At 63.5% G+C, this 11,275-nt stretch carries 8 protein-coding genes; 1 reads left to right on the top strand and 7 read right to left on the bottom strand.

What is annotated here, in order from left to right; translation table 11 throughout:
- Positions 1 to 158: 158 nt before the first annotated feature.
- The 4 genes from DK261_RS23980 to DK261_RS23995 all read right to left on the bottom strand — a co-directional run bounded on the left by DK261_RS23980 (position 159) and on the right by DK261_RS23995 (position 5,362).
- On the bottom strand, positions 159 to 1,331 hold the full coding sequence (locus tag DK261_RS23980) for a lactonase family protein (protein WP_009048726.1): 1,173 nt from the start codon (positions 1,329 to 1,331) through the stop codon (positions 159 to 161).
- Positions 1,318 to 1,611 (bottom strand): DUF5629 family protein, encoded by a 294-nt coding sequence (locus DK261_RS23985; protein ID WP_016704661.1) that lies wholly within the window; start codon positions 1,609 to 1,611, stop codon positions 1,318 to 1,320. The genes DK261_RS23980 and DK261_RS23985 overlap by 14 nt, the downstream gene beginning before the upstream one ends.
- A gap of 278 nt (positions 1,612 to 1,889) precedes the next feature.
- Entirely contained in the window at positions 1,890 to 4,265 is a 2,376-nt protein-coding gene (locus DK261_RS23990) for an RND family transporter (protein ID WP_009048725.1), read from the bottom strand.
- Between the two features lie 47 nt (positions 4,266 to 4,312).
- On the bottom strand, positions 4,313 to 5,362 hold the full coding sequence (locus DK261_RS23995; protein WP_053268911.1) for a YCF48-related protein: 1,050 nt from the start codon (positions 5,360 to 5,362) through the stop codon (positions 4,313 to 4,315).
- A 387-nt stretch (positions 5,363 to 5,749) separates the two neighbouring features.
- Between DK261_RS23995 and DK261_RS24000 the strand changes: the two genes are divergently transcribed.
- Complete coding sequence (locus tag DK261_RS24000) at positions 5,750 to 7,402, top strand: SulP family inorganic anion transporter (protein WP_009048723.1); 1,653 nt, start codon at positions 5,750 to 5,752, stop codon at positions 7,400 to 7,402.
- A gap of 113 nt (positions 7,403 to 7,515) precedes the next feature.
- On the opposite strand, the gene pepN is transcribed toward DK261_RS24000, so the two are convergent.
- The 3 genes from pepN to DK261_RS24015 are packed head-to-tail and all read right to left on the bottom strand — an operon-like array spanning position 7,516 to position 11,274.
- Complete coding sequence (pepN, locus tag DK261_RS24005) at positions 7,516 to 10,173, bottom strand: aminopeptidase N (protein WP_110176619.1); 2,658 nt, start codon at positions 10,171 to 10,173, stop codon at positions 7,516 to 7,518.
- A gap of 13 nt (positions 10,174 to 10,186) precedes the next feature.
- Positions 10,187 to 11,017 carry a DUF2797 domain-containing protein gene (locus tag DK261_RS24010; RefSeq protein WP_009048721.1) on the bottom strand — a complete coding sequence of 277 codons (831 nt, stop codon included), beginning with the start codon at positions 11,015 to 11,017 and terminating at the stop codon, positions 10,187 to 10,189.
- Complete coding sequence (locus tag DK261_RS24015; protein ID WP_007920905.1) at positions 11,014 to 11,274, bottom strand: YeaC family protein; 261 nt, start codon at positions 11,272 to 11,274, stop codon at positions 11,014 to 11,016. Before DK261_RS24015 ends, DK261_RS24010 begins: the two co-directional genes overlap by 4 nt.
- Position 11,275: the final 1 nt, after the last annotated feature.

Consider the following 11,275-nt stretch of genomic DNA (forward strand, 5'->3'; position numbering starts at 1 on the left):
CTCGTATGCAGTCGGCTTGTTTGCCCGGAAGCCTTGATGCGCCGGGCCGTGAAGCAAAACTACGCCCGAGGGTTGGCGGGTTGAAATTTTTTCCAGCAGTAGCAGATATCAGCGTCATTAATAGAAAGGCGCAGGCCCCGTCAACCGGGGCCTGCGGCCTATTGACGCACCAGGAATTTGATATCGCTGGGTGAATCGAACGGCAGTTTCTGCACGGTCTTGCCGAGGAAACCGGTCTTGGCGTCGCGCTCGATCACCACGATTTCGTTGCTCTTCTGGTTGCCGATCAGCACGTACTTGTTGCTCGGATCGAGGCTGAACTCACGCGGGTGATCGCCCTCCACCGAACGCCGCTGGATCTCCTTGAGCTGGCCGGTGGCTTCGTCGATGGCGAACACCAGCAACTGATTGGCCGTGCCGCGGTTGCTCACGTACAGGTACTTGCCGTCCTTGGAAGCATGCAGCGCACCCGCCGCCTTCTTGTCCTTGCCGCCGCTGGTCAAGTCGAGGATCTGCTTCTGGGTCAGCTTGCCGTCCTGGTAGTCGAACACCGCCACCTGGGCGCTCATTTCCAGGGTCAGGTAGGCGTGCTTGCCATCGGCGCTGAACAGCAGGTGGCGCGGGCCGCTGCCCGGCGGCAGCTCGACGAACGCCGGCTCGGCCGCGGTCAGTGGGCGTTCGGCGTTGGCCTTGGGGTCGTAGCGGTAGACGAAGACCTTGTCCGCGCCCAGGTCGCTGGCGAACACGAACTGGCCGTCCGGCGACGACACCACCGAATGCACGTGGGCCGCCACCTGGCGCTCGGGGTTGACCCGGCTGCCTGGGTGGCTGCTGAGCTGGACCACCGGCGACAGCTTGCCATCGGTACCGACCGGCAACACCGCGAGGCTGCCGCCCGGATCCGCAACCACCGAGTAGTTGCTGACGAACAGGTAGCGACCATCGCCGCTCAGGCTCGAGTGCGTCGGCTCGTTGCCCAGGCTCTGCACCTGGTTGATCGGGTTCAGCTTGCGGCTCTTGGCTTCGATGCTGAAGCTGCTGACCCGGCCGATCGGGTCGGCTTGCCCAGGCCCGTTCTCATTGACCACGAACAGCTGCTTCTGGTCCTTGGACAGGGTCAGCCAGGACGGGTTGGCGCTCTTGACCACCTGCAGCGGCTTGGCCTCGATCTTGCCGGTGCGACCGTCGAACTTGAGGCGGTAGATGCCTTCGCTCTGGCCCTGGGTGTAGGAACCGACCAGCAGTTCCTGGGTCTCGACCGGCGCGGCCTGCACGGCCATGGCGCCGATACTGCCAGCCATCAGCAGTGGCCAGAAGTTACGCATCCTCATGTTCATCCTCCTCATCGTTACGGGCACTGAAAGCACTCATGCACACCAGGCGGTGCTCACCGGAGTCGCCGACGATGGTCCAGCTTTGCAGGGTGTCGTCGAAGGTCGCGGCGTTGACCTGGGCCAGGCTGAAACTCCAGCGCTTGGCCGCACGGCCGTCCATGCATTCGATCAGCAGCTGTTGGTCGTCAAGGGTGAAGTCGAAGGCATGCAGCCCGTCGATTTCCAGCATGTCGCAGGCTTGGAGGGCAGTCAGCAAAGTGTCTGTAGCGGCAGTCATAGTCGTCAGTCAGCAATGGAAAGCGGCCATGATAGCGGGTCCGGCGCGGCGCGGCTGTAGTGGCATTGCAAAGTTCGCACGAACCATTGCTACAAATTCTGTAGCCGCTGGCGCAGCTGCGCCAGGGCCGAAGGCCCTCCTGCACCAGGAACACCGCTGCGAGCGTGCCGGTCGATCGCAGCCTCGCGGGCTCGGCAGCGGCTACAGGGGCCGGTGGTGTCTGGCCGGGCAATAAAAAACCGCGACCTGGGTCGCGGTTTTGCTTGGAGCTTAGGGGATTAGTGGGCGAACAGCGAGTGGCCCTTCTGCCCCGCCAGTTTTTCCGGCTTGATCAGGAATCGCGCCAGCGCCGGCAGCAGCCACAACGCGCCGAACATGTTCCACAGGAGCATGAAGGTCAGCATCAGGCCCATGTCGGCCTGGAACTTGATGGCCGAGAAGATCCAGGTGGCGACGCCGATGGCCAGGCACAGGCCAGTGAACAGCACCGCCTTGCCGGTGGATTTCAGGGTCTGGTAGTAGGCCTCCTGCAACGGCAGGCCGGCACGCAGGAAACTTTCCAGGCGGCTGTAGATGTAGATCCCGTAGTCCACGCCGATCCCCACCCCGAGCGCCACCACCGGCAAGGTCGCGACCTTGACGCCGATGCCCATGAACGCCATCAGCGCGTTGCCCAGCACCGAGGTCAGCACCAGCGGCAACACGATGCACAGGGTCGCCGCCCAGGAGCGGAAGGTGATCATGCACATCACCGCCACGCAGATGTACACCAGTACCAGGATGGTCAGTTCCGAGCGCTTGATCACTTCGTTGGTGGCCGCCTCGATCCCGGCGTTACCCGCCGCCAGCAGGAACTCCAGGCCGTCCTTGTTGTGTTCCTTGGCGAACTCCTGCACCGCATGCACCGCGCGGTCGAGGGTCTCGGCCTTGTGGTCGTTGAGGAAGATCAGCACCGGCGCCAGCGAGCAATTGTTGTTGTACAGGCCATCGGCACGGGCGATGGAGTTGTTCAGCACATCCGGGTTGCGCGACAGGGTTTCCCATTTCAGGTTGCCCTCGTTCATGCCCTTGATCATCTGCTTGGACACGGTCACCAGGGAAATCGCCGATTGCACGCCCTCGGTGTTCTGCATCTTCCACATCAGCTCATCGATCGGCGCCATGGCTTCGTAGCGCGAGCAGCCTTCGGAGGCGGTCTTGACCATCACCACCAGCACGTCGGAACTGGTGGAATAGTTGTTGATGATGAAGTTGTTGTCCTTGTTGTAGCGCGAGTCCGGACGCAGCTCCGGCGCGCCCTGGTCGAGGTCGCCGATCTTCAGGTTCTGGCTGTACCAGAGGCCGCCACCGAAGGCCAGCAGGGCCAGGAAGATCGACACCGGGGCGACTTTCGGGCTGGCGAAGTTCGACAGCAGGCGCCAGAACGGATGCTCGCGGGTAGCGTCCCTCTTGCTGCGCTCGATTGCGCGCTTGCTGATGCCGACATAGGAAATCGCCACCGGCAGCAGGATCAGGTTGGTGAATACGATCACCGCCACGCCGATGGACGCGCCGATGGCCAGCTCGCGAATCACCCCGATGTCGATGATCAGCAGGGTGATGAAGCCCACGGCGTCGGCGAGGATCGCGATCATCCCCGGCAGGAACAGCTGGCGGAAGGTACGCCGGGCCGCGGTCAGGGCGTTGTCGGCACCGCTGGATTGCAGGGCGATACCGTTGATTTTCTGCACGCCGTGGGAAATGCCGATGGCGAAGATCAGGAACGGCACCAGCATCGAATAGGGGTCGAGGCCGAAGCCCACGGCGTGCATCAGGCCCAGTTGCCAGACCACCGCCACCAGGGTGGTGATGAGCACGGCGATGGTGCTGCGGATGCACCAGGTAAACCAGTACAGCAGCACCAGGGTGATCAGGAAGGCGACGCCGAAGAACATCACCACCATGATCAGGCCGTCGATCAGGTCGCCGACCTTCTTGGCGAAACCGACGATGTGGATCTTCACATTGGGGTTCTGCGCCTCGAACTTGTCGCGGATCTTTTCTTCAAGCTCATGGGAGAACTTCTGGTAGTCCAGGGCCAGCAGCTTGCCCTGGTCCTGCGGGTCCGGGTAGGACTCCAGCAGCGGAATGTCGACGATGCTCGACTTGAAGTCGTTGGCCACCAGGCGCCCGACCTGGCCCGACTTGAGCACGTTGTTGCGCAGCAGATCGAGGCTGTCGGCCGAGCCGTTGTAGCTCTGCGGGATCACTTCGCCGCCGGCGAAGCCCTCTTCCGTCACCTCGGTCCAGCGCACGCTGGGGCTCCACAGCGACTTGAGGCCCGAGCGGTCGACGCCGGAGATGTAGAACACCTCGTCGTGGATCTGCCGCAGTGTCTCCATGTAGTCCTTGGTGAAGATGTCACCGTCCTTGGCCTCCACCGAGATGCGCACGGTGTTGCCCAGGTTCGCCAGGTCGTTGCGATGCTCCATCATCTTCTCGATGAAGGGATGCTCGAGCGGGATCATTTTTTCGAAGCTGGTGGACGGTTTGATCAGCGTGGCCTGCCAGAACAGGAAAACGCTGACCAGCAGGCAGATGATGATCACTGCCGGGCGGTTGTTGAAAATCAGACGCTCGAGAAACGTCGCCTTGTCGGTTTGATGACTGCTCATGGAAGTGTTCCCGCCTTCTTATTATTGGCCCGGCTTGCTTGCCCTGATTATTTTCCGAGATCGGCGCCATTCGACGAGGTCGAGCGCACACCGCCCTGCCCCGCCAGAATCAGGTTGCCATTGCCGGCTGCCGTCACCGCTGCCAGGGAGATCCGGTCCGGACGGTTGTAGACGCTGAAGGTCACGCCGTTGTCGGTGCTGCGCACCACGCTGCCGCCGTTGCCGACGATCACCAGCGAACCGTCGTCCAGCAGCGTGGCGCCGGACAGGCCGAACTCCAGGCTGCCGCGGGCGGCCTTGAGTTCGACCTGCTCCCAGGTGCTGCCGAAGTCGGTGGAGCGATAGAGGTTGCCGCGCAGGCCGTAGGCCAGCAGCGTGGCGGGCTGGGCGGTGCCGATCACGCCGAAGAACGAACCTTCATAAGGGCCTTCGAGGCGTTCCCAGGTTTGTCCCCAGTCGGCGGAGCGGAACATGCTGCCCTGCTCGCCGACGATGAACAGGCCGGAATCCTTCACCGCAGCGATGGCGTTGAGGTGGTACTGGTCTTCGTTGTCCAGGCGGTCGCTGGCGTCTTCCCAGGTTTTACCGCCGTCGGTGGTGGCCAGCAGCGCGCCGTAGGCGCCCACGGCAAAGCCGTTGCTGGTGTCCTGGAACCACACGTCCAGCAGCGGTGCTTCACGCTTGAGGTCTTCGAATTGCTTGGTCCAGGTCAGGCCACCGTCTTCGCTGGCGAGCACCTGGGCATCGTGGCCGACGGCCCAACCGTGCTTGGCATCGACGAAATACACCGCGGTCAGCAGCTGCCGGGTCGGCACCTTGGCCTGGGTCCAGGTCTGGCCCTGATCGTCGGAATAGAGAATGTGCCCGCGATCGCCGACGGCGACCAGGCGCGGACCGGCATGCACGACATCGAGCATCAGGCCCTTGCTGGCCTTGGCCGATTCGGTGGAATAGACAGTGTCCGCCGCGGACGCGGCGGCCTGGACCGGGGCCGACAACAGGGCGACCCCCAACAGCGAGAGCGCTGTAGCCAGCAACGCAAATCTGCGCAAGGCCGGCGGGCGGCAGGAACTCACACCCATGACAGGCTCACTCATAGACCTCTCCCCCATTTATTATTGTTAGGTCGTTCAACCTTTACAGGGCGCCGTTCGGGGCGGTTAGGACAATGTCCTGAAACCTGCAATCTAGAGCCCCTTCGGAAGCTGACCTATCCTATCGGGCTTTCGAAACGTCTGACAATCGACGCCACGTTATCTTTTGTTAACCATCGCCCCAGCCTGGAACCTGACTGCTCAGTCGATACTGGGGGTGGTGTACGAAGCGTAGCTGAGGCAAGAACACCAACGCCGCGGACTGCACTCCTCGATCCCAGTGGCTGCAGCCGATAGCCGCGCAAAGACTGACTCAGGCCATGGGCCGCGCCTCCTGGCTTTGGCTATGATGAGCAGCGTGATCTGCGAGTCGGATGTCGGGAGTGAGCCATGATTGCCATACGCGAGGCGTGGAAAGCCGGATTGCTGGGACGCGCGCACTGGGCCCGCAACCTGGTGTCCGGGGTGATTGTCGGCGTGGTGGCGCTGCCCCTGGCCATGGCCTTCGCCATCGCCTCCGGGGTCAAGCCCGAACAGGGGATCTACACCGCCATCGTCGGCGGCCTGCTGGTGTCGCTGTTCGGCGGCAGCCGCTTGCAGATCGCCGGTCCCACCGGGGCCTTTATCGTGATTCTGGCCGGGGTCACTGCCAAGTACGGGGTCGACGGCCTGCAACTGGCGACCATGATGGCCGGGATCATCCTGTTCCTGCTGGGCATCAGTCGCCTCGGGGCGCTGATCAAGTTCATCCCGGACCCGGTGATACTCGGCTTTACCGCCGGGATCGGGGTGATCATCTGGGTCAGCCAGTGGAAGGACTTCTTCGGCCTGCCCGCCGTCGGCGGCGAGTACTTCCACCAGAAGCTCTGGCACCTGCTGCAAGCCCTGCCCGACCTGCACCTGGCCACCACCTTGCTGGCCCTGCTCAGCCTGGCGCTGTTGTGGGGCGTGCCGAGGATCGCGCAGCTCAAACGCCTGCCGGCGCCCCTGGTCGCCATGACCCTGGCCACGGCCCTGCAGTCCCTGTTCCAGTTCGACGGCGTGGCCACCATCGGCAGCGCCTTCGGCGGTATTCCCCAGGGGTTGCCGGCGTTGCAGCTGCCTGAAATCAGCCTGCCGCGAGTGCTGGACCTGATCGGTCCGGCCTTCGCCATCGCCATGCTCGGCGCCATCGAGTCGCTGTTGTCGGCGGTGGTGGCCGACGGCATGGCCGGCACCCGCCACGACTCCAACCAGGAACTGATCGGCCAGGGCATCGCCAACCTGGCCACCCCGCTGTTCGGCGGATTCGCCGCCACCGGCGCGATTGCCCGCACCGCAACCAATATCCGCAACGGCGGCAGCAGCCCGCTGGCGGGCATCATCCACGCGCTGGTCCTGGTGCTGATCATCCTGTTTCTCGCGCCACTGGCGGCCAATATCCCGCTGTGCGCCCTGGCGGCGATCCTGTTCGTGGTGGCCTACAACATGAGCGAACTGCACCACTTCAAGCGCATGGTGCAACGGGCGCCCCGGGCGGACGTGGCGATTCTGCTGGCTACCTTTGTCCTCACGGTGTTCAGCGATCTGGTGATCGCGGTGAATATCGGGGTGATCCTGGCGATGCTGCACTTCCTGCGGCGCATGGCCTCCTCGGTGGAGGTGCAACAGGTGGTGGAGCAGGACCTGCAACACGAGCTGCACGGCAACGGCCAATTGCATCTGCCACCGGGCGTGCTGATCTACACCATCGAGGGGCCGCTGTTCTTCGGTGCCGCGGAGACTTTCGAGCGCGCGCTGGCGCAGACCCACAGCGACCCGCAGGTGCTGATCATTCGCCTGAGACACGTGCCTTTCATGGACATCACGGGCTTGCAGATGCTGGAGGAAGTGATAGGCCAACTGCACAAGCGCGGGATTGTGGTGAAGCTGTGCGAAGCCAACCTCAAGGTCCACACCAAGCTTGAACGGGTCGGCATCCTGCACGCCATCGGCGCGCAGAACTATCACCGGGATCTGCCTGAAGCCTTGCAGAGCGAGCCGGACAGCTCCACTCCCCTGTAGGAGCGGCCGGTCGACGCTCGATTGCTCGCGATAAGACCTGAACGACAACGCGCGGCATCTGGGGCCGCGCGTTGGCTTGAGTTTTTTCGCGAGCAAGCTCGCTCCTACAAGGGTCAGGCCAGGCTTTTGCTGACCACTTCGAACACATCGCTGGACAGCTCACCGGAGGCGCGGATGCGTTCCAGCTCGCCTTTCATCAGCGCCTGGCGGGCGCTGTCGTATTTGCGCCAGCGGGTCAGCGGCGCCAGTTGCCGCGAGGCGATCTGCGGGTTGAAGCCGTTGAGCTGGATCACCAGGTCGGCCAGGAAACGGTAGCCGGAGCCGTCCGCGGCGTGGAAGTTGATCAGGTTCTGGCCGGCGAAGGCGCCGATCAGGGCGCGCACCTTGTTCGGGTTCTTGATGTTGAACGCCGGGTGCTGCATCAGCGCCTTGACCCGCTCCAGCCCGCCCGGCAGCGTGCTGCCGGCCTGGACGCTGAACCACTGGTCCATGACCAGGGCGTTGTCCTTGAAGTGCTCGGCGAACACCGCCAGGGCCTTGGCCTTCTCGGCCTCGAACGGCGAGTTGACCAGCACCGCCAGCGCTGTCAGGCGCTCGGTCATGTTGTCGGCGGCGTCGAACTGTTCGATGGCCGCCGCCAGCACTTGCGGCTTCTCGGTGAGCATCAGGTACGACAGCGCGATGTTTTGCAGGGCGCGACGGGCGAAGTGCGCGGACTCGGCGACATAGTCGGTGCTCCGAGAGACCTCGCGATTGGCCTGGTAACGCTTCCACAGCGCGTCGAACAGGCTATCGGCCAATTGCTGGCGAGCGAACTCGCGCGCCGCATGAATGGCCTCGACATCCGCCACTTCGCTGATCTCGGTCAGGTAGGCCTCGCCCGGCAGCGAGAGCATTTCCGCGACCATGGCCTGGTCCAGGCTGTCATCGGCCAGTAGCGTCGCCAGCGCGGTGACCAGACGCTGGTCCAGCACCAGTGCCTGGCCCTGCTGGTGCTGGGCAATCAGGTCTTGCAGCACCTGCACCGCCAGTTGCTGGCCGGCGTCCCAACGGTTGAAGCCGTCGCTGTCGTGCTGCATGAGGAACATCAGCTGGTCGCGGTTGTACGGGAAGCTCAGCTTCACCGGCGCCGAGAAGCCGCGCAGCAAGGACGGCAGCGGTTGTTCGGCGATGTCGACGAAGGTGAAGGTCTGCTCGGCCTCGGTCACCGAGATCACCCGCGAAGTGCCTTGCGCGGCGGCTTCGCCGGCCAGGCGCAGGGCAATGGCCGCGCCCTTGGCGTCCAGCAGGCCCAGCTCGACCGGAATCACGAACGGCAGCTTTTCCACCTTGTCCGGGGTTTGCGGGCAGCTCTGGCGGAAGGTCAGGCTGTAGGTCTTCGCCGCCGCATCATAGGCCTCGCTGACCGCCAGGCGCGGGGTGCCGGCCTGGCTGTACCAGCGCTTGAACTGGGCGAGGTCGATGCCGTTGGCGTCTTCCATGGCCTTGACGAAATCGTCGCAGGTCACGGCCTGGCCGTCGTGGCGCTCGAAGTACAGGTCGCTGCCCTTGCGGAAGCCTTCGGCGCCCACCAGGGTGCGGATCATGCCGACCACTTCCGAGCCCTTCTCGTACACGGTCAGGGTGTAGAAGTTGGAGATCTCGATAAAACTTTCCGGGCGCACGGCGTGAGCCATGGGGCCGGCGTCTTCGGCGAACTGGTGGGTGCGCAGGTAGGCCACGTCCTGGATGCGCTTGACCGTGCGCGAGTTCATGTCCGAGGAGAAGCCGGCATCGCGGAATACCGTGAAGCCTTCCTTGAGCGACAGCTGGAACCAGTCGCGGCAGGTCACGCGGTTGCCCGACCAGTTGTGGAAGTATTCGTGGGCGACGATCGCCTCGACCCGCTGGTGCGCGGCGTCGGTGGCGGTCTCGGCGCGGGCCAGCACGGCGCTGGAGTTGAAGATGTTGAGGCCCTTGTTTTCCATGGCGCCCATGTTGAAGTCGTTGACCGCGACGATCATGAAGATGTCCAGGTCGTACTCACGGCCATAGGTCTGTTCATCCCAGCGCATGGACTTCTTCAGGCTGGTCATGGCGTGCTGGCACTTGTCGATGTTTTCCGGCTCGACGTAGATGCGCAGCGCGACCTCGCGCTGGTTCATGGTGGTGAAGCTGTCCTCGACACACCACAGATCGCCCGCTACCAGGGCGAACAGGTAGGCCGGTTTCATGAACGGGTCTTCCCAGGTCGCCCAGTGCCGGCCGTCTTCGCCCGGCCCGCTGGCGATCGGGTTGCCGTTGGACAACAGCACCGGATAGCTGTGCTGCTCGGCCACCACTGTGGTGGTGAACTTGCTCATCACGTCCGGGCGGTCGAGGTAGTACGTGATCTTGCGAAAGCCCTCGGCCTCGCACTGGGTGCAGAACATGCCGCTGGACTTGTACAGGCCTTCCAGGGCGGTGTTGCTTTCCGGGTGGATCTTGACGCTGGTGTCGACTGTGAAGGATTCGCTGGTCGGCTGCAGGGTCAGGTGGTTGGCATTCAGCTGGTAATCCGCGGCCGTCAGCTCGCGGTCGCCCAGGGACACCGACAGCAGCTCCATCTGCTGGCCGTCGAGCACCAGCGGCGGCAGGCCGCCACCATGCACCGGATTGCGGCGCATCACCAGTTGCGCATGGACCAGGCTGTGGTCCTCGAACAACTCGAAGGTCAGGTGTGTTTCGTCGATCAGGTACTCGGGCGCCTGATAGTCCTTCAGGTAAATCATCTTCGGTTGTTCGGTGCGCATGCGTCGAATCCTTCTACTGATGCACGGCGAGCTGGTAGGCCGTGTATTTACGAATGTTGATCACGCCGGTATCGAAGATCAGGTATTGGCCCTTGATCCCCAGCAGCGTGCCTTCGGCAATCGGGTTCTTGTCCAGGTTGAAGCTGACGATCTTGGCCGGGTACTGCTCGACCGGGTAGCGGATCTCGATCGGCTCGACATCGCTGACCGGTTGGATCGCCTGCAGGCCGAAGCGTTCCTGCAAGGCGCGCAGGCCCTCGGCGCAGGAGGCGAACAGCTGGTCGCGCACCTGCGCCAGGTCCACCGCCTCGGCGTCGCCCTTGAGCAAGGCGCGCCAGTTGGTCTTGTCGGCCACCTGGGTGCGGAACAGGTCCTCGACGAAACCGGACTGCTGGCGGGTCGCCACGCGCATGATCGGCAACGCCTGGCTGGCGCCCTGGTCGAGCCAGCGGGTCGGTAGCTGGGTGGCGCGGGTAATGCCGACCTTGATCCCCGACGAGTTGGCCAGGTACACCACGTGGTCGGTCATGCAGAACTGCTCGCCCCAGGACGGCTCGCGGCAAGTGCCGGCGTCGTAGTGGCAGCGTTCCGGGCTCATGATGCAGACATCGCACTGGGCCAGCTTGGTCATGCACGGGTAGCAGTAACCCTGGCTGAAGCTGGTCTTGGTCTTGCGCCCGCAATGGGTGCAGTGGATCGCCCCCAGGTATTCCAGGCGCACAGTGCTGCCGATCAATGGATTGACCGGCACCTCGGTGTCGCCAAGACGAAAGGCGTACTGGACATCCGCCCCGTCCAGGCGCGCCGACATTTTACTGATGGAGCCACGGCCAATTTCGATCAATGGATGGCATCCGACTTGAACAGGATGTTCGGCACTTCGATCGACTTCGAGGCACACTCCTGCGGGCCCATGTAGCCGGTGCGCTGCTCTTCGGGCAGGTTCTGCATTTCCCAGGCGATCATCGCCTGCAGGGACAACTCGCGCTGCTCGGCGGTGAGCTTGCGGCCATCGGACCATTTGCCGATCTCTACCGCCAGTTTCAGGCTCTGGTAGATGTCCGGGGTGATGTTTTCAATCATTTCAACAAACGACGACATA

It is taken from the genome of Pseudomonas sp. RW409 (assembly GCF_003184125.1).
Classification (GTDB): Bacteria; Pseudomonadota; Gammaproteobacteria; order Pseudomonadales; family Pseudomonadaceae; genus Aquipseudomonas; species Aquipseudomonas chlororaphis_I.

Excerpts from the sequence above, each read along its gene's own strand:
- DK261_RS23980 (WP_009048726.1), bottom strand. The coding sequence starts at position 1,331 with ATGAGGATGCGTAACTTCTGGCCACTGCTGATGGCTGGCAGTATCGGC.
- DK261_RS23985 (WP_016704661.1), bottom strand. The coding sequence starts at position 1,611 with ATGACTGCCGCTACAGACACTTTGCTGACTGCCCTCCAAGCCTGCGAC.
- DK261_RS23990 (WP_009048725.1), bottom strand. The coding sequence starts at position 4,265 with ATGAGCAGTCATCAAACCGACAAGGCGACGTTTCTCGAGCGTCTGATT.
- DK261_RS23995 (WP_053268911.1), bottom strand. The coding sequence starts at position 5,362 with ATGAGTGAGCCTGTCATGGGTGTGAGTTCCTGCCGCCCGCCGGCCTTG.
- DK261_RS24000 (WP_009048723.1), top strand. The coding sequence starts at position 5,750 with ATGATTGCCATACGCGAGGCGTGGAAAGCCGGATTGCTGGGACGCGCG.
- pepN (WP_110176619.1), bottom strand. The coding sequence starts at position 10,173 with ATGCGCACCGAACAACCGAAGATGATTTACCTGAAGGACTATCAGGCG.
- DK261_RS24015 (WP_007920905.1), bottom strand. The coding sequence starts at position 11,274 with ATGTCGTCGTTTGTTGAAATGATTGAAAACATCACCCCGGACATCTAC.